Here is a 23,769-nt window from a genome sequence, read left to right as displayed (position 1 = left end):
ACTATCATTTCTTTTTATGGGGAAATATTAAAATGATCAAAAAACATCTCTCACTTTTAAACGACTTTGGTCCTGGTATTCTAACATGTTTACTCATATCAGCCTTAGCTTATGGCTTAGAAGTTGTAGAAAAACAGCTTTTTGGACAAGCATGGCTTGAAAGCCTTGTTTTGGCAATTCTTTTAGGATCGATTATCCGTAGTTGTTTTCCTTTGCCAACATATTTTCAAAAAGGTATCACCTTTTCTGCAAAAACACTTCTCGAAATTGCTATCGTTCTTCTAGGAGCAAGCATTAGCATTAACGCAGTCCTTTCAGCTGGTTGGAATTTGCTTGCTAGTATCATATTCGTGATATTCGTAACGATTATCCTGAGCTTTGCCATCGGCCGACTTTTCGGGCTTTCTACACATTTAGCAATGCTGGTCGCTTGTGGGAATGCTATTTGTGGCAATTCAGCTATTGTTGCCGTTGCACCTGTCATAAAAGCAAAACATGACGATGTAGCCGCGTCAATTGCCTTCACTGCTCTTTTAGGAATTCTTATTATTTTATTTTTACCCTTTTTACATCCATCTCTGAATTTGTCATTTAGCCAATATGGTGTGCTTGCTGGCATGGTTGTGTATGCTGTACCACAGGTTTTAGCAGCAACAGCACCTATCTCTTTTCTGAGTGTTCAAATTGCAACAATTGTCAAATTAGTACGGGTTCTCATGTTAGGCCCTGTTATTTTTACTCTATCAATCATTTATCGCCGATCAGCACAAACACGCTTGCGTTTACATACCCTCGTCCCATGGTTTATCATTGGCTTTATTATCATGATGCTTGTTCGCTCAAGTGGTCTTATCCCTGAAAAGGCTATCAATCCCATCAAATTTATTGCCCAGTTGTTTACTGTTATCTCAATGGCTGCACTAGGATTAGGTGTTGATATCCGATCACTAAAAAAAGCAGGATGGCGCGTCATTTTGGCTTCAACCTGCTCCATAATTATTCTCGGTATTTGTAGCCTTATCATGATACAATTGAATGATTTAAATCATATAACATTTTAAATGTGCATTGATTATTATTTTTTCAACGTAGTATACAATCAACCCAAAGTCCTCATTATTATTAAAATCAGTTCTTTCATAAACTAGAAAAAGTTCTAAAATACTGCTCATTATTCTATACAAAAAAATTGAAAGAGCTGATATTTAAGTGAAAACTGTCAAATGTGCTTTTCAGTCCATAATGATTTGCAACAGGGTAGTATCAAAATACGTAACTCATGCAAAACAATGCCATTTCTTTCATCTGCTCTCATTACGCTGAGTTTTTTATATAAAGACGGATAGAATATGTTCTTATTTGGAAAAAATGTGGGGTCATAACTTTTCCTCTTTTAAATTACTTTTACTTACTATGTAATACAAGTGGCATCAAAGTACTATTTGATAGCTTACAAGTTGTGACAACCCTTCCATTTAAACGATTCGTGAAGGAGTTTTTATTCTTTTCTTCAACAGTTTTGATTCATACGCTAACTCCGCTTGTAATATACAAGCTAATAACTTTAATCGTTTCACCATAAGTAGATTTAAAATAAGAGAGTCTTACAATACTCAAGATACTCATTCAAAAAGTGATAAAAATAAGGATTAAATCAACATCTCGTTCTATCCCATAAAAAGATATTGTTGCTTATTGGCACTAGTAACTTTCTTACAAATGAAATATACGATAATGAAAAGATTAAAAATACAGCAGGACTTTTATTTATCATTTTATTCAACTAAAATATTTTTATGCTTATCCTTGCTATAGATACTGCTTCAATTTATTGTGCTGTTGCGCTTATTCGTCATAAATCTGTTATTGCGCGTATCAATGAGCGCATGAACAAAGGACATGCTGAAAAACTTATTGGGCAGATTACACAAATAATGAAACAAGCCAATATGACGCTTGATCAAGTTGAGCATATTGCTGTCAATATTGGACCTGGATCATTTACTGGTGTACGTGTCGGTGTTGCAACAGCGCGCGCTTTGGCATTAGCACTTGAAATACCTGCTGTTGGAGTGAGTGCTCTTGAAGCGTTAGCAGCACAAGTCATAAACAATAAAAGTACAGCATCGGCAATTACTGTTGTCATTGAAGCAGGGAGAGGGATGTTCTACCATCAAAATTTTCATAATGATCTCACACCTTTGGGAGCGCCGGGATTAAAAACAATTGAAAATATCCTCGAAGATTTGCCCAAAAAAACCCGACTGACTGGCCCAGCTGCTGATATCGTTGTGGAGCATATTAAAAACCATAAAATATACGAAAAAATTGTCCTAGAAAAAATCCCCTGCGAAGCGGCCGATATTGTAAACTATGCTTATCTTGCTGCAAACAAACAATCAAAAAATTCACCTCGCCCACTCTATCTACGCAGCGCTGATGCAAAACAACAAACCAATTTTGCTTTACCACAAAAAAAATAATGCCCAAATTTTCATTGACAAAAAAGAATTTTGGAATTGCTCCGCTACAAGTTAATGATAGTGCTTCTCTTCATCAAATTCATCAGCATTGTTTTACCCCTTCTTGGGAAAAACAAGCTTTTGATAATTTCTTAACAGATCACTCTATCTTCGGATACAAAGCTTTTCTCATTGATCACTCTGATCAAATTTTAGGCTTTTGCCTATGCCGTCTCATCCTTGATGAAGCAGAAATCATCACAATTGCTGTTCATCCTCATTATCGTCAAAAAGGAATTGGTACCTTTCTTATCGATCGTACAGTTCACTATCTTCACGACAAGGGCGCCATAAAATTATTCTTGGAAGTAGAAGCCACAAATCTTTCTGCTTTGAACCTTTATCAACGCTTTGAATTTCAAAAAATTTCTGAACGTCTTGCCTATTACGCGTCAAAAAATGGTCGTGGTGATGCAATTATCATGCAAAAAACTTTTAAGCAAATAGATTGAGATTTGTGTAAAAAACATTTAGACAAGCACTATGAATAAAGTAAATCCTAAAAATACGCCTCCTGTTGCTCCTAAAAAGGTTTTTATCAAAACCTATGGATGTCAAATGAACGTTTATGATAGCCAACGGATGACTGATAGCCTCAGTTCGCAAGGCTATGTGACAACACAAATTCCCAATGATGCCGATCTTATTCTTGTTAATACCTGTCATATTCGTGAAAAAGCAGCAGAAAAACTTTATTCTGATCTTGGTCGTTTGCGCGTTATGCGTCAAGAGCGCACACCTGATAAACCCCTGATGGTTGGTGTAACAGGTTGTGTTGCACAAGCTGAGGGAAGTGAAATCTTGCGCCGTGCTCCAACAGTGGATCTTGTTATTGGTCCGCAAATGTATCATCGCTTGCCAGAATTGTTAGAAAAAGCCAAACAAGGGAAAAAAATTATCGAAACAGACTATGCTGTTGAAGATAAATTTGCTCATTTGCCGCCCCATAATAAACATGCAGTAAGAAAACGAGGTGTTAGCGCATTTTTAACAGTACAGGAAGGTTGCGATAAATTTTGCACTTTTTGTGTTGTTCCTTACACACGCGGTGCTGAAATATCACGATCCGTTGAGCAAATTACCGAGGAAGCCCTTCAACTCATCGAAGCGGGTGTCAAAGAAATTACGCTGCTTGGACAAAATGTCAATGGTTGGCATGGACAAAGTGCTGATGGCAAAACTTGGCGTCTTGGCGATCTTCTTTATCATCTCGCAAAACTCGATGGTTTAAAGCGTTTGCGTTACACAACCAGCCACCCACGTGATATGGATGATAGCCTTATTGCCGCGCATCGAGATCTTGATATGTTAATGCCTTACCTCCATCTTCCTGTTCAATCAGGTTCAGATCGCATCTTAAAAGCCATGAACCGACAACACAAAAGCTCTCATTATCTTCATCTTATCGAAAAAATTCGAACCGTACGGCCAGATATTGCCTTTTCAGGCGATTTTATTGTAGGGTTTCCAGGAGAAACAGATGAAGACTTTGAAGAAACCATTAAACTTATTCAACAAGTACAGTACAGTTCAGCTTATTCTTTTAAATATTCCCCCCGTCCTGGAACAGTGGGAGCCACAATGAAAAATCATGTTGATGAATCTGTAAAAGATGCCCGACTTCAACATTTACAAGCCCTTCTCCTTGAGCAACAAAATGCGTTTTTGCGTTCTAAAATTGATCAAAAAACGAACGTTCTCATCGAAAAACCTGGACGTCACTCAGGGCAAATGGTAGGGCGTTCCCCTTGGCTTTTACCTGTTGTTGTCGATACAGAAGCCTCTACAGGTAGCGTGATAGAAATTCATATTAAAAACGCAAGCTCAAACAGTTTTGTTGGTGAAGTGACAAATAGATAAACATGCCTCTAATACCTTGTTCAAAAATAAATATTTTGGAAAACTCTTTTATTTTAAAAGCAAATGATTACATCTAAAGCGTGCACTTTTTGTAAAAATTGTCTTTTATAAAGTTTACTTAACAAAATGTGCAATATTTATGTAGATATGGAGAATAGGCTGAAAGCTTCAACCGAAAAAATAAAGCGTATTAAAGAAAAAGTAAATACGTCCCTTGAAAAGGCTGATACCTTGAAACAAACAAGCGCTTCAGATGTGAGCCAAGTTGTTTTGATTTTCGAAAATAATAAATATGCAAAAGCAGTTTTTGGTAAATTTGACGAAAATCTCGCTTATATCGAAAAAAAACTCGAACTTAGTATTCATCCGCGTGGTAATGAAGTCTTAATCCGTGGAAATATTTCTGTTATAAAACATGCGCAATATGTATTGCAGCAGCTTTATGAACGTGCCAAAACACATCAAGAGCTCACTTTATCAGATATAAAAGGAGCGATTGCTATGGCAAATATACCAAAGAAGCAGAAAGAAGACACAATAACACACAAATCTGCAACGAACCGTATACCAGCTCGGTTGAGTACCCATAAAAAAATAATTCATGCAAGAACTCCAACACAAGACGCTTACATAAGTGCTATGGAGCATACTGAACTTGTGTTTGGTGTAGGACCAGCAGGAACAGGAAAAACGTATCTTGCTGTTGCTCATGCTGCAATGCTTCTAGAACGTGGTATCATTGAGCGAATTATTCTCTCACGTCCGGCTGTTGAAGCTGGAGAACATCTTGGTTTTCTTCCCGGTGATCTCAAAGAAAAAGTCGACCCATATTTACGACCACTTTATGATGCTCTTTATGATATGATGCCCGCTGAAAAAATAGAACGCATTTTAGCCTCTGGTGTCATAGAAATTGCTCCTCTCGCCTTTATGCGCGGACGAACACTTGCCCATGCTGCTGTTATTCTTGATGAGGCACAAAATACTACGCCCATGCAAATGAAAATGTTCCTCACACGTCTTGGAGAAGGAACACGTATGATTGTTACCGGTGACGTAAGCCAAATTGATTTGCCTACAGGGCAAAAATCAGGTCTCATTGAAGCAATTCGCATTCTTTCAAATGTAGAAAATATTGCAATTGTGCATTTTGATGAAAAAGATGTTGTACGCCACCCACTTGTTGCTGCTATCGTTCGTGCTTATGATCGTGATTCCGAAATACAAAATAAAAAAAAATCATTCGCATGCGATGCATTAAAAAATGAATTTGATTCATCATGATTATTATTGATATAATGATTAAAAGCGCAGGGTGGAATGATGAGAAAATGCTTTATAATATCACTGAAAAAGCATTAATGGCAACTATGCATCATGTTTCATTGGCAAATGTTGTAAGCGAGATTAGCCTGCTTTTTACGGATGATGAACATATGGCACAAATCAATGCACAATGGCGCAACAAAAACAAATCTACTAATGTATTATCCTTTCCTGCTTTTCCACTTAAAGCTGGAAATCGACCTGGTCCCATACTCGGTGATATTATTATTGCCCGAGAAACTGTTGTTTTCGAAGCAGAGAAAGAAGGAAAAACATTTCAAGACCATTTAACACATATGATTGTTCATGGTATCTTGCATCTGCTTGGTTATGACCATGAAACTGATGATGAAGCATATAAAATGGAAAAGCTCGAAAGAGAAATTCTTCAAAAGCTTTCCATAAAAGATCCTTACGCATAATTGTCTATCAATGATAAAATTTAACTTTTAAAATCAATATTACCAGCATACCATTTAAAGCCTCTTATTTATCTATTATAAAAAAGAAAGTCTAGAAGATTTCAAAACCATGGCAAACAAAATAAATGCACAAAATAATAATCAAGCATCTTCTAATAATGAAAAAGACCCCTCTCAGCAGACGAATCATACAGAAAAATATTCCCTGATGAATCATTTGTTTTCATTCTTACGGGGTCGAAATTGTGCATCTACGTCACTGCGCGATGATCTTACCGTTGCACTCACGACTAACAATGAAAAAGATGCCGCCCTCTTCTCACCTGAAGAACGTACTATGCTGCATAACATTTTACGCTTACGTGAAGCACGCGTGGATGATGTTATGATACCTCGTTCTGAAATCGAAGCATTAGAAATAAACACCTCTCTTGGAGAAACCCTTAAATGTTTTGCAAAAATTGGTCATTCTCGTATCCCCGTTTATGCTGAAACTTTAGATGATCCGCGCGGCATGATCCATATCCGCGATATTCTTAACTACATCACTCGCTTTATTATCAACCCAACAAAAACCGAACAAAAATCCGATTTGCTTCAATTAAACCATACAGACTTGCATACTCCAATCGGTGAATTGGATTTGATCCGAACAGTTCTCTTTGTTCCCAGTTCTATGCTTGCAAGCAAATTATTAACACGGATGCAAACTACACGAACTCAAATGGCTTTAGTTATTGATGAACATGGAGGAACAGATGGTCTCGTTTCAATGGAAGATATTGTTGAGTTAGTCGTTGGGGATATCGAAGATGAACATGATAATGTCGACAATGCTATCGTACGTGAACCAAATAATAAATGGCTCGTTGATGCAAGAACTGAACTAGAAGATGTGGAGAAAGCTCTTGGTCCTGATTTTATCGTAGGGGAATATGGTGATGAAGTTGATACTATTGGTGGTTTGATCGTCTCAATTCTTGATCGCATTCCTGCTAAAGGTGAAATTGTCGAAGCTGTACCTGGTTATAGATTTCGTATTTTAGAAGCTGATAAACGCCGGATTAAACGATTGCGCATTTTTCGCATTCCCAAAAATGAGAATCTTGAGAACAATGCCATCCCTAAAGAATAGTCCAGCATTTTTAAGCAATTTCATCGTTTTTTTGTTCTCTGTTACAGGCTGGAAGCGCCAAGCATGGATATTTCTGTGTGGTGCTCTTACTTCTTTTGCACTTCCACCCTTTTATTTAACGCCTCTTTGCTTTTTAACTTTCCCTCTCTTTATTGTTTTACTTGACTCAATACGGGCCACCAAAAACAATAAAAACCATTTTTTTACTTACGCTTTAAGCTGTGGAACCTTTGGTTTTAGTTATTTTATTTGCGGCCTTTGGTGGCTATGCAATGCTTTGTTAACAGATCCAGATTCTTTTGGTTGGGCAGTCCCATTAGCCATTTTATTCCCTCCACTCTACCTTTCTCTTTATTGGTTTTTTTCTGGTTTCATTGTCGGTTTATTATGGACAAAAGGAATAGCACGCTTTTTTGTTTTAGCCTTTGCATTAGGATTATCCGAGTGGTTGCGTGCGTTTTTATTCACAGGATTTCCATGGAATTCTCTTGGCTATACAGCCATGCCAACCCCAATGTTCATGCAATCTGATGCAATCGTAGGACTTTACGGAATGAATATTCTTGCTGTCTTAGCCTACAGTTTGCCAACTGTTTTATTAACGGATGAAAAAAAGAAAGTAGCACTTTCTCTTTGCTTATCACTTATATTCATTCACTGTGGTTTTGGGTTTTATCGTCTTCATACTATAGAAAACACAACTGAAGATCAAAAAAGTGCTTATTGGGTGCGCATTGTTCAACCGTCCATCCAACAAAATATAAAATTGCGTGATAATACACGAGAATCTATGTTGGAAGCGCATATGAAGCTAAGTGCAACGCCAACAACCGATCAAAATTCAGAACCCGATTTTATCGTATGGCCTGAAGCTTCCGTTCCTTACCTTCTCTATGATAATTCATCTATCACAATGCGCATTGCCTCTCTTTTAAAACCTAAACAATGGGCTATTGTTGGAGCAATACGCGCCAGCAATGATCTACCTCATTCCCAAACACAATATTTTAATACAATTGCAGTCATTAATGCTCAAGGTAATATTTTAAATACTTCCGATAAACTTCATTTGGTTCCTTTTGGTGAGTATCTTCCTTATCAGCATTTATTGAAAAAAATTGGATTGCGTACCCTTGCTGATAATATTGGTGGATATAGTGCTGCAAGTGTGCGCAAAATTGTTACAATGCCAAACGGATTTTCTTATCTACCCTTGATTTGTTATGAAGCAATATTTCCCCATGAAATGACTTTCAAAGGCTCCCCGCCTCAAGCAATTATTAATATTACAAATGATGCATGGTTTGGTGTAACACCTGGACCCTATCAACATCTTCAACAAGCACAGCTTCGTGCCGTTGAACTGGGAATCCCCCTCATACGGGCCGCCAATAATGGCATATCAGCTGTTATTGATTCTTATGGACGAATCGTTGTAGCTCTTCGACAAAATGCTGTGGGCATTATTGATTCACAAGTTCCATCATCCATTACCCCTATAGGAAGCAATGAATACAGAACTTTCTCTACTTTTATCTTATTCATCCTTATGCTATTGTGTCGTATTGGTTTTGGTTTTACAAAACAGCTTAAATGATTCAAGTGCCCTTTGTACGGTATTGTGTTGCGTGTACCAGTGATATTGGGAAAAAATATTACATATTGTTTTAATTATATGATAAATCAACTGCGCATAAATATGATGTTGGTTTAGAAGAAAAATGCTGGAAATAAAGAGTTGCATTATGACCGAAACTAGAAAAAAACCTGACCCTATAGATATCTATGTTGGAACTCGTATCCGTTTACGTCGTAATATTTTAGGACTCACTCAAGAGAAACTAGGTGAAAAATTAGGAATTACTTTTCAGCAAATCCAAAAATATGAAAAAGGAACAAACCGTATTGGTGCCAGCCGTCTTCAAGCGATAGCGGAAATTATGGATGTTCCTGTTTCTTACTTTTTTGATAAAGGTATTACCTCCCAACAAGTAGAGGGTTTTGCTGAAAGTGAACACAATTTTATAGACTTTTGTTCTAGCAGCGAAGGGATTCAGCTCATGCGCGCTTTTACAAATATATCTGATGCTAAAGTGCGTCGAAAAATTATTGACTTGGCAAAAGCACTTTCTGAGGAAGATTTGACAAATAAGTTATAAATTAAAATTATATCTTTTCTCTTTTATTCATATACATTTGCATTGACTATTTGCTGTAGAATTAGCAAATGGTGACGACTTTAGTAAGCTATTGATTAAATCGTTGGTTTTCTTTTTTGAAGGAGTTCCTATGCCGCATCAAGATTATCTTTTTACGAGCGAATCGGTATCGGAAGGACATCCTGATAAAATTTGTGATCGTATTTCCGATGAAATTGTTGATATGATCTATAAAGAAGCTGAAAAGACTGGTACTGATCCATGGTTAGTACGCGTTGCCTGTGAAACTCTCGTCAGTGTCAACCGTGTTGTTATCGCTGGTGAAGTACGTGTTCCCGATACGCTATTAAAAAAAGATAAAAATAAAGAATTCATCTATGATGAAACTAGCTTTCCACTCATTAATCCTACACGTTTTCGTACAGCAGCGCGCCGTGCTATTCGTACCATTGGCTATGAACAAGCAGGCTTCCATTGGAAAACTGTTAAAATTGATGTTCTTTTGCGCCCACAATCAGCTGATATAGCAAGAGGGGTTGATAATGCTACGGATCGGCATGGTGAAGAAGGAGCGGGTGATCAAGGTATCATGTTTGGATATGCTTGCCGTGAAACACCTGATCTCATGCCTGCGCCAATTTATTATGCGCATAAAATTCTCAAACTTCTTGCCGCAGCTCGTCATAAAGGAGAGGGAGAAACTGGAAAATTAGGACCAGATGCTAAAAGCCAAATAACCATACGTTATAAAAATGGAAAACCGATAGAGGTCACATCCATTGTTCTTTCAACGCAGCACCTTGATGAAAGCTGGGATTCCAATAAAGTACGTACAGTGGTTGAACCTTACATTCGCCAAGCTTTACATGACATTCCCATTGCAGCTCAATGCAGTTGGTATATTAACCCAACAGGAAAATTTGTCATTGGAGGCCCTCAAAGCGATGCCGGATTAACGGGACGCAAAATTATTGTGGATACTTACGGAGGTGCAGCACCCCATGGAGGCGGTGCTTTTTCAGGAAAAGATACAACAAAAGTTGATCGTTCTGCTGCCTATGCGGCACGCTATCTGGCTAAGAATATTGTTGCTGCTCATTTAGCAGAGAGATGCACCATTCAACTCTCCTATGCAATTGGTATTGCACAACCTTTATCTATTTATCTTAATCTTCATGGAACAGGAAAAGTCGATGAAAAGGTTATTGAAGAAGCCATCCGCAAAATAATGGACCTTTCACCTACCGGCATTCGAAAACATCTTGCCCTCAATAAACCTATTTATGCGAAAACAGCTGCCTATGGTCACTTTGGTCGTAAACCAAAACACGATGGTTCGTTTTCATGGGAAAAAACTGATCTCGTGAAAACGCTTCAAACAATGATCCAAATCCCATGATTAAACATAATATACGTAAGAGTGAAGCATTTTTTGGACGCCGACAAGGAAAACAACTTCGAGACAGTCAGCTTACACGTATACAAATGCTTCTCCCCAGTTTGAATATTGATTTAAATGTCCCTCCTCCCTTAAACCTTACATCCTTATTTTCAAGCAAAGTAAGAGAAATTCGACTTGAAATCGGTTTTGGTGGAGGTGAACATTTACTTCATGAAATGGAATATTTTCCAAAAACCGGTTTTATCGGCGTCGAGCCCTTTATCAATGGCATGGCAAAAATATTATCGTCTCTTGAACAGCATCAAAACCATCAAAATCGTCTTCGCCTCTATAATGATGATGCTACACGCCTTCTTGATTGGCTCCCTGATAACTCGCTTGATGGAATAGACCTCTTCTATCCTGATCCTTGGCCGAAAAAGAAACACTGGAAACGACGCTTCATCAACATAAAAAATCTTAACCGTTTTGCTCGTGTTCTTAAAATAGGGAAATTTTTGCGCTTTGCTAGCGATATAGACAGTTATGTAAACTGGACTTTGTACCATTGTGCACAACATGATCACTTTGAATGGAAAGCAGAAAGCCCTCAAGACTGGAAACTCCCTTATCCACTATGGAGCGGAACCCGCTATGAAGCAAAAGCTTTACGCGAAGGACGAACGCCTGCCTATCTTACCTTTATCAAGAAATAAATGATCAAGCGCTTTTCTCATAAACAACTTGAAAAATTTTGAATTTAAGAGTATCAATAGTTAAATTCTTGGTCTTATGATGAAGAGTGGGCCGTTGGACCCGCTCTTTTTTAATATCATAAAACTGATGAAACCAACTTGGATAAAATGTATGAACGAAGCTGAAAAAATAAGCAATCTTGACGAACCGCGCCTGTTTGAAGAAGATGGTATCGAAGCACAGGTTGCTGCTCTTGTCATACCACTACTTAAACCTTTAGGTTTTCGTTTGGTTCGTGTGAAACTTCTTGGTCAAAATGGTTTAACACTTCAAATTATGGTTGAACGTGCCGATGGTTCTATGACCATAGAAGATTGTGAAACTGTTAGTCGAACAGTTTCTCCCCTCCTTGATGTACAAAATGTTATTGAACGCAAATATCATTTAGAAATCTCATCACCTGGAATTGATCGTCCATTGGTAAGAAAATCTGATTTTTTTCATTGGCAAGGGCATCTTGCAAAAATTGAAACCAAAATAACAATTGATGGGCGCCGAAAATTTCGTGGGACACTTACAAATATCACGCAAGATGGATTTATTTTAAACACTGATAAAGCTGCTTATGGAGAAGCCATGTATACCCCTATTTCCTTTTGTGATATCATAAATGCGCATTTAGTGCTTACCGATGAGCTTATTCGCGATGCATTGAAACAAAATAAAGATTTAAGTCAACAATTCATTGCCGAAGAGAACGCTAACGACTCTATACAGACGCTCAATTTCAAAAAATAATATCACTGGGAAATACCCATCGTGTGGCACAAAGAAGGAGAAAATTGATGGCTACAAGCGCTAACAGGCTTGAGATTCTGCAAATTGCAGATGCTGTTGCACGTGAAAAGTCAATCGACCGTGAAATTGTCATTTCTGCGATGGCTGATGCTATTCAAAAAGCAGCACGTTCTCGTTATGGTCAAGAAACCAATATTCGTGCTGAAATCAATTCTAAAACAGGTGAAATTAAATTACAGCGCCTGCTTAAAATCGTTGATGTCGTTGAAGACTATACAACGGAAATTACTTTGTCTGATGCTCTCAAACGTCAAGCAGAAGCAAAAATTGGTGATTTTTTTGCTGATCTTTTACCTCCTATGGATTTTGGACGTATCGCAGCACAATCTGCTAAACAGGTTATTGTACAAAAAGTACGCGATGCAGAGCGCGATCAGCAATATGAAGAATTCAAAAATAAAGTTGGTGAAATTATTTCTGGTACAGTTAAGCGTGTGGAATATGGTAACGTCATCGTTGATCTAGGGCGCGGTGAAGCTATTGTTCGCCGTGATGAATTAATTCCTCGTGAATCATTCCGCTATGGAGATCGCATTCGTGCTTTTGTCAATGATGTACACCGTGAAACGCGTGGTCCGCAAATTTTCCTTTCACGCACACATCCCCAATTTATGGTAAAACTTTTCACTATGGAAGTACCAGAAATTTATGATGGTATTATAGAAATCAAATCTGTTGCTCGTGATCCAGGTTCACGGGCTAAAATCGCCGTTGTTTCACGTGATGGTTCCATTGATCCTGTTGGAGCATGCGTTGGAATGCGAGGAAGTCGTGTACAAGCTGTTGTTGCTGAATTACAAGGCGAAAAAATTGATATTATTCCTTGGTCACCTGATGCGGCAACATTTGTCGTTAATGCACTGCAACCTGCTGAAGTTTCTAAAATCATCCTTGATGAAGATGCTGAACGGATTGAAGTTATTGTGCCAGATGATCAACTTAGCCTTGCTATTGGACGACGTGGGCAAAATGTTCGCTTGGCTTCGCAACTAACAGGATGGAACATTGATATTTTAACGGAAAAGGAAGAATCTGAAAATCGTCAAAAAGAATTTACTGAACGAAGTAAATTGTTTATGGAAGCCTTAGAGGTTGACGAAATGATCGGACAGGTTATGGCATCAGAGGGTTTTTCTTCTATTGAAGAAATCGCCTATATTGATCTTGAAGAAATCGCTTCTATTGATGGTTTTGACCATGATACCGCCGCTGAAATCCAAAGTCGTGCCCGCGAATATCTTGATCATCAAGAAAAAGAACTTGATGAAAAACGCAAAAAGCTTGGAGTTTCTGACGAATTGCGAACACTTCCTGGAATGACAAGTGCTATGTTGGTTGCTGTAGGTGAAGATGGTGTAAAAACAATAGAAGACTTTGCTGGCTATGCCGTTGATGATTTAGCTGGTTGGAGAGAACGCAAAGAAGGTCAAACACAGAATTTTTCTGGTATTTTAACCCCTTTTGACATTACACGCGCAGATGCAGAAGCTATGGTTTTAGCCGCACGTGTACAAGCAGGCTGGATAGACCAAGCTGATCTTGTTACAGAAAGTCCTGTAGAAGATGAAAATTCTACAGAAAATGAAAAAACAGATGATTTGGATGTGGATACACTTTAAATGAACGAACGGACTTGCATTGTGACCCGAAAAAATGCTTCAGCACAAACGCTGATCCGTTTTGTTATTGGTCCCAATAACCAAATTGTTCCTGATCTTAAAGCGAATTTACCAGGGCGTGGCGTTTGGATTTCTGCCCATCACGCTGTTATTGAGAAAGCAATCAAACAGAAAGCTTTTCATAGAAATTTTAAAACAGATGTTGAGGTTGCACCAAATCTTGTGCATGTTGTTGATACGCTTTTACTAAAAGCCGCTCTTTCAAGCCTTTCCATGGCACGAAAAGCGGGAGCAATTGTTATGGGAGCAACAAAGGTTGACGCTGCTATCCGCTCTGGTAAAGTTATTCTTGTACTTCATGCTAAAGAAACAACAGAAGGTGGGAAACGAAAAATTGCACAGGCCATCCATTCAATACAACAACAAACAAATCGGACTATAAAAACCATATCTTTATTTACAAGTGATGAAATGCGAGTGGCTTTTGGCTCTAATCCTGTAATGCACGCGGCCTTACTGGACACAAAAGCTGCTGAAGGATTTCTCAAAACAACATGTAAATTGATCAGCTATCGTGACGACAAGCATAGTAAGTCTAGTGAGATGACGGCCCAAGCCGTGAAGGAAGTACAATGAGTGAAAATAACAACGACAAAACAACCGTCAAGAAGACACTAACTCTCAAGAGGTCTGTCTTGGAAACGAGTACGGTTAAACAAAATTTTAGTCATGGCCGTACGAAGGCTGTCGTTGTCGAAACCAAACGGCGTAAAATTACGCGACCTGATGAAAAAGCTGAAACCCTACAGCCCATTACAAAGCCGCATGTGGCCCCCCAGCGTTCTAAACCGCGTTTTGAGGGAAAAAAGCCTCAAGAATCTGTGACCAAAAGCAATCTTTCATCAACTGAAATGGAAGCGAGACTTCGCGCGTTAGAAGAAGCACATATCCAAGAAAAAATAACGCGAGAACAAGCCGAAGAAGAAGCAAGACGCGCTAAAGAGCGTGAAGAAATTTTACAGCAAGAAATTAAAGAAAAAGAAATACATCTCCAACAAGAAGAAGAAATATCGCCAGTACAGACTCCACCTGTTCCCCCTCTCATTGAACAGACAGATATTCCTATTGCCCCTAAACAGACAACCGTGGTTGAAAAACGCAAAATAGATGACAATAAAGAGGAAGAACGGCATAGTCGACGTGCTAATCCTGCTAAATCAGAAATACGTGTACCCAAAGTTGTCAAAGGAGCTGATGAGCGGAGACGCGGAAAGTTAACTCTGAATAGTGCACTGGATGAAGAAGGAAGCGCACGTGGGCGCTCAATGGCTGCAATGCGGCGTAGACAGGAAAAGTTTAAGCGTGCACAAAATCAAGAACCAAGAGAAAAAATTTCTCGCGAAGTTGTTCTTCCTGAAACGATTACTATTCAAGAGCTCGCACAACGTATGACTGAGCGTTCTGTTGATGTGATTAAATTCTTGATGAAACAAGGACAAATGATGAAACCTGGCGATGTTATTGATGCAGATGTTGCCGAACTCATCGCTGTTGAATTTGGCCATACTGTTAAACGTGTTTTAGAATCTGACGTAGAAGAAGGTATCTTTAATATAACAGATAATCCTCAAAACATGCAGCAGCGCGCCCCTGTTGTAACCATTATGGGCCATGTTGACCACGGAAAAACTTCGCTTTTGGATGCTATTCGTAAAGCAAATGTTGTTTCTGGCGAAGCAGGAGGTATTACGCAGCATATTGGTGCCTATCAAGTAGAACAAAATGGTCAAAAAATTACCTTTATTGATACACCAGGTCATGCTGCATTTACCGCTATGCGTGCACGCGGAGCTCGTGTTACTGATATTGCTGTTCTCGTTGTAGCCGCTGATGATAGTGTTATGCCTCAAACGATTGAATCAATCAATCATGCGAAAGCTGCTGGTGTACCTATCATTGTTGCTATCAACAAAATTGATAAACCAGCTGCGAATGCACAAAAAGTGCGTACAGAACTTCTACAACATGAAGTGTTTGTTGAAACTATGGGTGGAGAAACTTTGGACGTTGAAGTTTCTGCTAAAACTGGTCAAAATCTTGATAAACTTCTCGAAGCTATCCTTCTTCAAGCTGAAATGCTTGATCTGAAAGCAGATCCTCAACGAACTGCAGAGGGCGTTATCATTGAAGCCAAATTGGATCGCGGACGTGGGTCTGTTGCAACAGTTCTTGTTCAAAAAGGTACATTACACCCTTCTGATATTATCGTTGCTGGAAATGAATGGGGTCGTGTACGTGCTTTGATTGACGACCATGGCCGCCATGTCAAAGAGGCCGTTCCCTCTACACCAATTGAAATTTTAGGCATGCAAGGAACACCACAAGCCGGAGACCGTTTTGCTGTTGTCACACATGAAGCAAAAGCACGTGAAATTTCTGAATATCGGCAACGATTAGCACGTGATAAAGCTGTTGCGCGGCAAACTGGTTCGCGTGGTTCTCTTGAACAGATGATGACAAAATTGCAAACGACTGGTGTTAAGGAATTTTCTCTTATTATAAAAGGAGATGTGCAAGGATCAATTGAAGCAATCGCTTCAGCATTGGAAAAACTCGGAAATGACGAGGTTCGTGCGCGTATTGTACATTCTGGTGCTGGAGGAATTACCGAAAGTGATATTTCTCTTGCAGAAGCTTCTAACTCTGCTGTAATTGGCTTTAATGTTCGAGCCAATAAGCAGGCACGTGATTTTGCTAAAACACAAGGAATTGAAATTCGTTATTACAACATCATTTATGATCTTGTTGACGATATCAAGGCTGCTATGTCTGGATTACTCTCACCAGAACAGCGTGAAACTTTCCTTGGTAATGCTGAAATTCTAGAAGTCTTTAACATTACAAAAATTGGAAAAGTTGCAGGATGTCGTGTTACAGAAGGTAAAATAGAACGAGGAGCCGGTGTTCGCCTTATCCGCGATAATATCGTTATTCACGAAGGAAAGCTGAAAACACTCAAACGCTTTAAGGATGAAGTCAATGAAGTGCAAAGTGGTCAAGAATGTGGAATAGCCTTTGAAAATTATGAAGACATGCGCGCAGGAGACATCATTGAGACCTTCCGTATCGAACATATTAACCGCACATTATAAAATAATCCAATAACTTTACTCTGTTGTGAAATGAGAAAAGTTATTAGGTTTTATACACAATATCTCTTTTTCCTTATCTAAATGGTCAAAAAAGAGATCTTGTAGCAGGGATAAAACTTTGATGAAAAATGCAGGGCCATCACAACGGCAACTTAGAGTAGCAGAGCAAGTACGTCATGCAATAGCGCATATATTACAGCGTGATATTTTGCTTGATGATGTCTTGAAAGATATTGTTATTTCTGTCTCTGAAGTACGCATGTCACCAGATTTAAAAATTGCTACTTGCTTTGTATCACCTCTCAGTACTCTTAAAAATGCTTCTCATACCGATGTTGTTGATACCCTCAATAAACATAGTCGTTTTCTCCGTGGAGAAATCAGTCATGCGTTGCGACAAATGAAATATATGCCAGAACTGCGTTTCCGACTTGATAATAGCTTTGATAATTTTTCAAAAATTGATGCCCTCCTTCGCTCGCCTGAGGTTGCACGCGATCTTCACCATAGTGATACAGATGAGGATTAAAGATATGGCGCGGCAACACAAGAAAAAAGGGCGTCCTGTTTCTGGCTGGGTCATATTTGATAAACCAAAAGGAATGAAATCAACAGAAGCTGTCTCACAAATCAAATGGCTCTTCCATGCTCAAAAGGCAGGACATGCGGGTACACTTGATCCTCTTGCTTCTGGTCTCCTTCCCATTGCATTGGGCGAAGCAACCAAAACCGTCCCTTACGTGATGCAAGGCAAAAAAACTTACCGTTTTCATATTGCTTGGGGGCAAGAGCGCTCAACAGATGATTTAGAAGGAGAAATAACGAAAACTTCTCTCATACGTCCAACACAAGAAGAAATACTTGCTCTTCTTCCTCAATATACAGGTGTTATTTTGCAAACACCTCCACAATTTTCAGCAATCAAAATTGCTGGAAATCGTGCCTATGATTTAGCGCGTGAAGGGGAAGTTGTTGACATTCCGCCCCGTGAAGTGGAAATAGAAACTTTCAAGTTATTAGAAATGCCTACCAAAGAGCATTCTATCTTTGAAATAACCTGCGGAAAAGGAACTTATGTGCGCTCTTTAGCACGCGATATGGGACGTGATCTCGGTTGCTATGGGCATATTGCTGATTTAAGACGTATTGCCGTCGCACCTTTTGATGAAGAAGATCTCATTACATGGGAGGAACTAAAAGCGGCCATTCCGCCAAATAAAAACACTACAGATGAGAATAATCGTTCTTTTGAAAAAAACTTCTCAACACTCGATGGGCTCTTAATTGACACAAGCGCCGCATTGGATTGCCTCCCTCACTATATCCTTAATGAAACTCAAGCACAGAGAATTATAAGAGGCCATTCTATCCTCTTGAATCATCACAAAGCACCTCTTGATGAAGAGGAAATTTGTGTCCTCTATAAGGAACAACTTCTTGCTATTGGCACTCTCGACAAAGGTCTATTTAAACCAAAGCGGATTTTCACAATTTAATCGATTCTTTTCCCAACCACCTTTTGCGGAAAGATATTTTTCTCTATCAATTAAGAAAAATATGGTGCTTTTCATTGTCTATATTTACCGTATTCATATCAAAATTTAAGTCAGTGCTATAAGCTAACACCACCACACACTTTTTCCTCTTAATGTCGCAATAATCCTTGCATTTAAAGGATTCATAAAAGGCTTTTTATTTCTTTTTCAATCGTTTTTTACTCATACTTTAGTCCTCGTTTATAATGTACAAGCAAAGATATGGACTGATTTACTCTAAATAGATTTGAAACGAGAAAAGCTTAAGATTTTCAGAATCTATCACTCAACATGAAAAATGAAAAATAACCATTATAAATCAATTCATTAAATATTGAAACAGCAATTTTTTTATGATTACGCTAACAAATTGATCGAAATAATATTAATATATGTAATATTTACAAAAACTGTTTTAACCCTAAGGGAGATGATCAGAGGAAACTTTTAAAAGCATCTCATTGGCTTGGGGTATTGTTTGGCGTTCAATCATACGGTGCACTCTTATACCGTTAGGAGCACAATTTAAATGACGCAGACGCTTATTGACTTCTGCATCCGCTTTTGTGCGACGATGATTATGGCGTAAATAATCTACCCATGTTGGCATATGATAAGCCTCTGTCCAATATTCAGGTCTTTCAAGATCTCGTAAAAGAACCCACTGACGCGCACCATCACGTAATCGAATATGGCGTCGACGCGTCATCACTTTGAGAAACTCTTCAAGATCATTTTCATGAATTTTATAATCGATCATTATCATAATCGGGCCACTTCTTGCTTTGAGGTCGAGTAATAATTCCGGCTCTCTAAAATGATCAAGAGGATTTAAATCTATCTGAGGAATTTCTTGAATTCTAAATTTTACCCCTGCAAGAGCACCAAAAATCAAGAATAAAGAACAAACGCTCAAAGCAATTGTTGGAGAATAACCATCAGCTAAACCTCCCCAGATTGCACTTCCAATAGCCATCCCCCCGGCAGATGCCGTTTGATAAAGAGCTAAAGAACGTGCAACAACCCAGCGTGGTGTAGAGAGTTGTACAGATGTATTAAACAATGATAAGGCCAAAACCCAACATAACCCTGCAGGAAATAAAGCAATATGGCTTATAATCAGTGAACGACTGATTCCCAATAAAAAGCAAGAAAAGGCGAAACCAATAAATGCACTTGCAATAATTGTTTCTGAACGAAAATGATGCCGTACAACTGCATTAATAATACCTGCTGTCATGGCTCCTAACCCAAAACAACCGAGCAATGTACCATAAAGAAGGGCACTTCCTCCAAGAACTTTATGCGCAACAATTGGCAAAAGTGCTAAAATAGAAGTTGCTCCTATACCAAAAAGGAACGCTCGAACCATAATACTTAAGAGATTAGGTGACATCGCAACATAACGCAAACCATCTGAGACAGCTCCTAACAGCCTTTCTCGTGGCAATGAGTTGTTTTCATAATTCGACTTCCAGAAAAACAACGCACCAATAAGAGGAATATAGCTTATAGCATTAAACAAAAAAGCAGCCGATGCCCCTAAAGTTGCAATGATGGCACCACCAATCGCAGGACCAACACTCCGCATCAAATTAAAGCCGACACTATTCAAACTAACAGCAGCAGGAATATTTTCCCTGCTCACAATATCTCCTATCGTTGCTTGCCAAGAAGGATTATAAAAAGCTGTGCCACATCCAATCAAAAACGTAAAACATAACAAAAGCCAAGGTGTTAGAAATCCCATATAGGCTAAAACAGATAAACTCATCGATATGACCATCATCATAATCTGTACACACAACATAATTTGACGCCGATTAAAATTATCAGCTAATGCCCCTGCCATCAAAGAAAACATAACAAGTGGTAATGTTGTGGCACTTTGAACTAACCCAACCATGGAATGCGAAGAACTAATCAACGCCATTAACCACCCTGCTCCAACAGCTTGTATCAGCCCCCCTAAATTAGAAATAAGAGTAGATGACCATAAATTTCGAAATACCGAATTACGAAAAAGTTTTAATGTTGAAATGCTCTGCATCTTTTCCCTCCAACGCTATTTATCACTTTTGTTACCACTCACACACACTCATAATCTTTGTATCAAAAGGATGCATAATTGTTTAAAACACTTCTCATAAAACTCTATTTAAATCAATATTTCAAAACAAAAGCTTTTATTTAAAGAAAGACTTCAAAATGCTGTCAAGGACTAGTATTTTAACCTTCTTTCCTATATAAGAACGAAAATAGGTAAGAGTCTTCGACTTTTCCTGTTTTCTCACAGACCCTTGCTGAACGACATCTCGGCTATGGGTGGCTTTATGTTTCTTCGTTTTTGGAAAGGATAATACGATGTCGATTACAGCTGAACGTAAAAAAGCTCTTGTCGCAGAATACGCAAACAAAGTTGGTGATACAGGATCACCAGAAGTGCAAATTGCTGTACTTTCTGAACGTATTTCTAATTTAACAAACCACTTTAAATCTCACAAAAAAGATAATCATTCTCGTCGTGGTCTTTTGAAGATGGTATCTCAACGTCGGCGTCTTCTTGATTATCTTAAAGGAGTTGACCAAAATCGTTATCAGACACTTATAAAGAAGTTAGGTTTGCGTCGCTAAAAGAAAAATGGAAGTGGTATTAAAAAAACACCCATTTTTTCAACGTGTTGCTTTTAATTAAAAATTTTAAAAACTGATAAGTTATTATGGGATAGAACTGCTCATCGTTTCGCATTTAATACGATTTACTTCTCTCTTCGTCGTAACAAAGGAAGTAATTTGTTGTTCACCCCAGAATTTGCAAATATGCTATGCACAACCAGAATGTAAGCAATCAAAGATTTAAACACTGGTCATTAAGGATAAAAAATGTTCAAAACGCACAAGATAGAAATTGAATGGGCTGGGCGTCCTCTCACCCTTGAGACAGGGAAAATAGCGCGTCAAGCTGATGGTGCAGTGATTGCTACCTATGGAGAAACTATTGTCTTAGCAACCGTTGTATCGGCCAAAATCCCAAAACCAGACCAGGACTTTTTTCCACTCACCGTTAATTATCAAGAAAAATCCTATGCTGTTGGTCGAATACCTGGGGGCTATTTAAAACGTGAAAGTCGACCAAGTGAAAATGAAACTTTGGTTTCACGTTTGATTGATCGCCCAATTCGTCCCCTTTTCGTTGAGGGATATAAAAATGATACACAAGTTATTGTTTCCGTTATACAGCATGATCTCGAAAACAATCCCGATATCCTTGCGATGATTGCATCTTCTGCGGCATTGACCCTGTCAGGTGTTCCTTTCATGGGGCCTATAGCCGGTGCCCGCGTTGGCTATTGTAATGGACAATATATTCTTAATCCTCATATCGATGAAATGCCTGAATCAAAACTTGATCTTGTTGTTGCTGGAACAGAAAGTGCTGTTTTGATGGTTGAATCAGAAGCACAAGAATTACCGGAAGATATCATGTTGGGGGCCGTAATGTTTGGTCACAAAGGCCTTCAACCTGTCCTTGATGCCATTATAAAGCTTGCTGAAGTTGCTGCAAAAGATCCTCGTGATTTTGTTCCTGAAGATCTTTCTGAGCTTGAAAAAGCGATGCAGAAAATGGCAGAACAGGATATACGAAAGGCTTACACAATTACTGATAAGCAAGAACGTTATGCTGCAATTGATGCACTAAAGACAGAAATCCTCAATAAATTTATGCCAGAACCAGAAAAAGACTGTCAATTTAGTGCAGATCAAATTGCAACCGTATTTAAACAGTTGCAAGCAAAAATTGTTCGCGGAAACATTCTTGATACCCAAAAGCGGATTGATGGACGCAATCTTTCTACCGTACGCCCTATCCAATCAGAAGTAAGTATTTTACCCCGCACACATGGATCAGCACTCTTTACCCGCGGAGAAACACAAGCGATTGTCGTTGCAACATTGGGAACTGGTGAAGATGAACAATATGTTGATTCTTTGACAGGAATGTATAAGGAAACATTCCTTCTCCATTACAATTTTCCACCATTTTCAGTGGGTGAAACGGGACGCCTTGGTTCTCCAGGTCGTCGTGAAATTGGACATGGCAAATTGGCATGGCGGGCAATTCACCCCATGTTACCAACGAAAGAATCTTTTCCTTATACCATTCGTGCTGTCTCAGAAATCACTGAATCCAATGGCTCTTCTTCTATGGCAACGGTTTGTGGAACCTCACTTGCTCTTATGGATGCTGGTGTTCCTCTAGCACGCCCTGTTGCTGGTATTGCTATGGGCTTGATTAAAGAAGGAGAACGCTTTGCTGTTCTTTCTGATATTTTAGGGGATGAAGATCATCTTGGAGATATGGATTTTAAAGTCGCAGGAACAGAAAATGGTATTACTGCCTTGCAAATGGATATCAAAATTGATGGTATTACCGAAGAGATTATGAAAATCGCGCTTGAACAAGCCAAAGGTGGACGAATCCATATCCTTAATGAGATGGGGAAAGCTTTAACCAGTGCACGTGCTGAGCTGAGTGAATTTTCTCCACGAATCGAAGTTATGAATATTTCTGTCGATAAAATCCGTGATGTTATCGGCTCTGGTGGTAAAGTTATTCGGGAAATCGTGGAACAAACTGGAGCAAAAATTAATATTGAAGATGATGGTACCATTAAAATTGCTTCTGCTGATGCTAAAACCATTGAAGCAGCAAAACGTTGGATCCATTCTATTGTCGATGAGCCTGAAGTTGGTGCTATCTACCAAGGAACAGTTGTAAAAACTGCAGAATTTGGTGCATTTATAAACTTCTTTGGTTCTCGTGATGGACTCGTTCATATCTCTCAGCTTGCATCAGAACGCGTCACCAAAACAACAGATATTGTAAAAGAAGGTGACAAAGTTTGGGTTAAATTAATGGGCTTTGATGAGCGTGGAAAAGTTCGGTTATCAATGAAGGTCGTTGATCAAACAACCGGAAAGGAAATCACCGGTGATAAAGCGATGAATGAAGAAAAGTGCGTGGATGAAAAAAAACAACCTGAAAATAAGCGCCGCCGTAAGAAAGAAGAGTAAGTTTTTCCTCTTATCGTATCATGAAATG

Annotated in this window: 20 protein-coding genes; 19 read left to right on the top strand and 1 reads right to left on the bottom strand. The window is 38.7% G+C overall.

What is annotated here, in order from left to right; all coding sequences use genetic code 11:
• Positions 1–32: 32 nt before the first annotated feature.
• From ACFINS_RS06025 to truB, 17 genes are all read left to right on the top strand, one after another.
• Positions 33–1,061, top strand: coding sequence for a YeiH family protein (locus ACFINS_RS06025; protein ID WP_375668314.1), 1,029 nt, complete (start codon positions 33–35; stop codon positions 1,059–1,061).
• Between the two features lie 735 nt (positions 1,062–1,796).
• Positions 1,797–2,483, top strand: coding sequence for a tRNA (adenosine(37)-N6)-threonylcarbamoyltransferase complex dimerization subunit type 1 TsaB (tsaB, locus tag ACFINS_RS06020; RefSeq protein WP_375681915.1), 687 nt, complete (start codon positions 1,797–1,799; stop codon positions 2,481–2,483).
• Complete coding sequence (rimI, locus tag ACFINS_RS06015; protein WP_375650852.1) at positions 2,483–2,974, top strand: ribosomal protein S18-alanine N-acetyltransferase; 492 nt, start codon at positions 2,483–2,485, stop codon at positions 2,972–2,974. The genes tsaB and rimI overlap by 1 nt, the downstream gene beginning before the upstream one ends.
• Before the next feature lie 31 nt (positions 2,975–3,005).
• Complete coding sequence (gene miaB, locus ACFINS_RS06010) at positions 3,006–4,382, top strand: tRNA (N6-isopentenyl adenosine(37)-C2)-methylthiotransferase MiaB (protein WP_375621198.1); 1,377 nt, start codon at positions 3,006–3,008, stop codon at positions 4,380–4,382.
• 159 nt (positions 4,383–4,541) lie between these two features.
• Positions 4,542–5,666, top strand: a complete 1,125-nt coding sequence (locus tag ACFINS_RS06005) for a PhoH family protein (RefSeq protein WP_375650931.1) — start codon at positions 4,542–4,544, stop codon at positions 5,664–5,666.
• Positions 5,663–6,130, top strand: coding sequence for an rRNA maturation RNase YbeY (ybeY, locus tag ACFINS_RS06000; protein WP_375611807.1), 468 nt, complete (start codon positions 5,663–5,665; stop codon positions 6,128–6,130). Before ACFINS_RS06005 ends, ybeY begins: the two co-directional genes overlap by 4 nt.
• A 109-nt stretch (positions 6,131–6,239) precedes the next feature.
• Entirely contained in the window at positions 6,240–7,265 is a 1,026-nt protein-coding gene (locus tag ACFINS_RS05995; RefSeq protein WP_375611808.1) for a hemolysin family protein, read from the top strand.
• Positions 7,228–8,862 carry an apolipoprotein N-acyltransferase gene (lnt, locus tag ACFINS_RS05990; protein ID WP_375705977.1) on the top strand — a complete coding sequence of 545 codons (1,635 nt, stop codon included), beginning with the start codon at positions 7,228–7,230 and terminating at the stop codon, positions 8,860–8,862. The genes ACFINS_RS05995 and lnt overlap by 38 nt, the downstream gene beginning before the upstream one ends.
• Positions 8,863–9,010: 148 nt before the next feature.
• On the top strand, positions 9,011–9,424 hold the full coding sequence (locus ACFINS_RS05985; RefSeq protein WP_375611810.1) for a helix-turn-helix domain-containing protein: 414 nt from the start codon (positions 9,011–9,013) through the stop codon (positions 9,422–9,424).
• Between the two features lie 130 nt (positions 9,425–9,554).
• Positions 9,555–10,823, top strand: coding sequence for a methionine adenosyltransferase (gene metK, locus ACFINS_RS05980; RefSeq protein WP_375611811.1), 1,269 nt, complete (start codon positions 9,555–9,557; stop codon positions 10,821–10,823).
• Positions 10,820–11,521: a tRNA (guanine(46)-N(7))-methyltransferase TrmB gene (locus ACFINS_RS05975; protein ID WP_375611812.1), complete on the top strand. Its 702-nt coding sequence runs from the start codon at positions 10,820–10,822 to the stop codon at positions 11,519–11,521. Before metK ends, ACFINS_RS05975 begins: the two co-directional genes overlap by 4 nt.
• Positions 11,522–11,648: 127 nt before the next feature.
• Positions 11,649–12,299, top strand: coding sequence for a ribosome maturation factor RimP (gene rimP, locus ACFINS_RS05970; RefSeq protein ID WP_375611870.1), 651 nt, complete (start codon positions 11,649–11,651; stop codon positions 12,297–12,299).
• Between the two features lie 47 nt (positions 12,300–12,346).
• Positions 12,347–13,978, top strand: coding sequence for a transcription termination factor NusA (gene nusA / locus ACFINS_RS05965; RefSeq protein ID WP_375700909.1), 1,632 nt, complete (start codon positions 12,347–12,349; stop codon positions 13,976–13,978).
• Positions 13,979–14,614 carry an RNA-binding protein gene (locus ACFINS_RS05960; protein ID WP_375705976.1) on the top strand — a complete coding sequence of 212 codons (636 nt, stop codon included), beginning with the start codon at positions 13,979–13,981 and terminating at the stop codon, positions 14,612–14,614. It begins immediately after the preceding gene.
• Positions 14,611–17,130, top strand: coding sequence for a translation initiation factor IF-2 (gene infB, locus ACFINS_RS05955; RefSeq protein ID WP_375611815.1), 2,520 nt, complete (start codon positions 14,611–14,613; stop codon positions 17,128–17,130). Before ACFINS_RS05960 ends, infB begins: the two co-directional genes overlap by 4 nt.
• Positions 17,131–17,251: 121 nt before the next feature.
• Positions 17,252–17,659: a 30S ribosome-binding factor RbfA gene (gene rbfA / locus ACFINS_RS05950; RefSeq protein ID WP_375611816.1), complete on the top strand. Its 408-nt coding sequence runs from the start codon at positions 17,252–17,254 to the stop codon at positions 17,657–17,659.
• A gap of 4 nt (positions 17,660–17,663) precedes the next feature.
• Positions 17,664–18,626, top strand: a complete 963-nt coding sequence (gene truB / locus ACFINS_RS05945) for a tRNA pseudouridine(55) synthase TruB (RefSeq protein ID WP_375611817.1) — start codon at positions 17,664–17,666, stop codon at positions 18,624–18,626.
• A 460-nt stretch (positions 18,627–19,086) separates the two neighbouring features.
• Here truB and ACFINS_RS05940 read toward each other — a convergent pair whose 3' ends face one another.
• The gene (locus tag ACFINS_RS05940; protein ID WP_375611818.1) at positions 19,087–20,715 is read right to left on the bottom strand and encodes an MFS transporter; all 1,629 of its coding nucleotides are present in this window, start codon (positions 20,713–20,715) and stop codon (positions 19,087–19,089) included.
• 314 nt (positions 20,716–21,029) lie between these two features.
• Here ACFINS_RS05940 and rpsO point away from each other — a divergent pair, with 314 nt between their 5' ends.
• The gene (gene rpsO, locus ACFINS_RS05935; protein ID WP_375611819.1) at positions 21,030–21,299 is read left to right on the top strand and encodes a 30S ribosomal protein S15; all 270 of its coding nucleotides are present in this window, start codon (positions 21,030–21,032) and stop codon (positions 21,297–21,299) included.
• Positions 21,300–21,548: 249 nt separating this feature from the next.
• Positions 21,549–23,741: a polyribonucleotide nucleotidyltransferase gene (gene pnp, locus ACFINS_RS05930; RefSeq protein ID WP_375611820.1), complete on the top strand. Its 2,193-nt coding sequence runs from the start codon at positions 21,549–21,551 to the stop codon at positions 23,739–23,741.
• Positions 23,742–23,769: the final 28 nt, after the last annotated feature.

The sequence above is a fragment of the Bartonella sp. AA2SXKL genome (genome assembly GCF_042197205.1).
Classification (GTDB): Bacteria; Pseudomonadota; Alphaproteobacteria; order Rhizobiales; family Rhizobiaceae; genus Bartonella.
The sequence above is the reverse complement of the archived record's forward strand: the minus strand, read 5'-3'. Positions and strand labels throughout refer to the sequence as shown.

Bases quoted from the DNA above. Each gene is read 5' to 3' on its own strand.
- ACFINS_RS06025 (WP_375668314.1), top strand. From the start codon at position 33: ATGATCAAAAAACATCTCTCACTTTTAAACGACTTTGGTCCTGGTATT.
- tsaB (WP_375681915.1), top strand. From the start codon at position 1,797: ATGCTTATCCTTGCTATAGATACTGCTTCAATTTATTGTGCTGTTGCG.
- rimI (WP_375650852.1), top strand. From the start codon at position 2,483: ATGCCCAAATTTTCATTGACAAAAAAGAATTTTGGAATTGCTCCGCTA.
- miaB (WP_375621198.1), top strand. From the start codon at position 3,006: ATGAATAAAGTAAATCCTAAAAATACGCCTCCTGTTGCTCCTAAAAAG.
- ybeY (WP_375611807.1), top strand. From the start codon at position 5,663: ATGATTATTATTGATATAATGATTAAAAGCGCAGGGTGGAATGATGAG.
- ACFINS_RS05995 (WP_375611808.1), top strand. From the start codon at position 6,240: ATGGCAAACAAAATAAATGCACAAAATAATAATCAAGCATCTTCTAAT.
- lnt (WP_375705977.1), top strand. From the start codon at position 7,228: ATGAGAATCTTGAGAACAATGCCATCCCTAAAGAATAGTCCAGCATTT.
- ACFINS_RS05985 (WP_375611810.1), top strand. From the start codon at position 9,011: ATGACCGAAACTAGAAAAAAACCTGACCCTATAGATATCTATGTTGGA.
- metK (WP_375611811.1), top strand. From the start codon at position 9,555: ATGCCGCATCAAGATTATCTTTTTACGAGCGAATCGGTATCGGAAGGA.
- ACFINS_RS05975 (WP_375611812.1), top strand. From the start codon at position 10,820: ATGATTAAACATAATATACGTAAGAGTGAAGCATTTTTTGGACGCCGA.
- rimP (WP_375611870.1), top strand. From the start codon at position 11,649: ATGAAACCAACTTGGATAAAATGTATGAACGAAGCTGAAAAAATAAGC.
- nusA (WP_375700909.1), top strand. From the start codon at position 12,347: ATGGCTACAAGCGCTAACAGGCTTGAGATTCTGCAAATTGCAGATGCT.
- ACFINS_RS05960 (WP_375705976.1), top strand. From the start codon at position 13,979: ATGAACGAACGGACTTGCATTGTGACCCGAAAAAATGCTTCAGCACAA.
- infB (WP_375611815.1), top strand. From the start codon at position 14,611: ATGAGTGAAAATAACAACGACAAAACAACCGTCAAGAAGACACTAACT.
- rbfA (WP_375611816.1), top strand. From the start codon at position 17,252: ATGAAAAATGCAGGGCCATCACAACGGCAACTTAGAGTAGCAGAGCAA.
- truB (WP_375611817.1), top strand. From the start codon at position 17,664: ATGGCGCGGCAACACAAGAAAAAAGGGCGTCCTGTTTCTGGCTGGGTC.
- ACFINS_RS05940 (WP_375611818.1), bottom strand. From the start codon at position 20,715: ATGCAGAGCATTTCAACATTAAAACTTTTTCGTAATTCGGTATTTCGA.
- rpsO (WP_375611819.1), top strand. From the start codon at position 21,030: ATGTCGATTACAGCTGAACGTAAAAAAGCTCTTGTCGCAGAATACGCA.
- pnp (WP_375611820.1), top strand. From the start codon at position 21,549: ATGTTCAAAACGCACAAGATAGAAATTGAATGGGCTGGGCGTCCTCTC.